This window comes from Xenorhabdus budapestensis, from assembly GCF_002632465.1.
Lineage (GTDB): Bacteria > Pseudomonadota > Gammaproteobacteria > Enterobacterales > Enterobacteriaceae > Xenorhabdus > Xenorhabdus budapestensis.
Genome location: NZ_NIBS01000123.1, coordinates 1 through 764, shown reverse-complemented (window position 1 = coordinate 764; position 764 = coordinate 1). Strand labels below are relative to the sequence as shown.

The following is a 764-nucleotide window of genomic DNA, read 5'->3' as shown; positions in this document are numbered from 1 at the left end:
CGGCCATTTTGCCGAACAATCAACCAAATCCTGACATTTACCGCGTCCGGTCACCCGTATCTGGTGAGTGCTTTTGTTAATGGACGCATTCCAGATATCGATATATCCCGTCATCACGGGATCATTTCCCAGTAATACCTGACAGGACTGACCCGCTTCCACCTGTTGCTTCTGATCGCTGCCGGGATAATAGTCCATCAACATCAGTTCAAAATCAGACGGCAACCGTTCAATGCCCCGTGTGACACGGACACTGTCCCAGCCATAAATAGCCTTGCCGCCAATCACTAATGACAGTTCATCGTTTTTTTTCATTGTCTCAGCGCCTTAAATCGGGCAGGCATAAACGCCGGATGACGGGGATTAGTCGCCTGTATCAGTTCATTACTGCGTCCGGCATCCTGATAAATCCGGTTAGCTACCGTCAGTGCCGGTAACACCGCGGGCAGACTGAACTGGGCTAACCGGCCGGCTTCTGCGCCTTTCAGTGCTGCACTGGTGATAAACTCATCCCGCAATGCCATCAGGGACTGATAAATCTCATCCATACTTAAATCCCCGGCCATCACTAAGGCCGTCTCCAGCGCATGACATACCCTTTTCTGTAAATCATGGGCTTCCTGATTGTTTGCCGGGGTAAACTCACTGGCGACCTGTGCCATTGCGCCCGCCGACAACACCACCAGCAACAGAACGGTCATTTCAGTCACATGCCGGTCAACCGTGCCTTGCTGGTAGCGGGTATTCTGAAAGGCAGCAAGATG

1 protein-coding gene and 1 pseudogene are annotated in these 764 nt (G+C 51.8%); both read right to left on the bottom strand.

The features are described from left to right. The coding region (locus tag Xbud_RS19200; RefSeq protein WP_339353659.1) for a phage baseplate assembly protein at window positions 1-315 on the bottom strand (315 nt) is incomplete at its 3' end. Next, window positions 312-764 (bottom strand): annotated as a pseudogene (locus Xbud_RS20045) (DNA circularization protein); the annotation flags it as partial. The pseudogene Xbud_RS20045 and the gene Xbud_RS19200, both read right to left, overlap by 4 nt.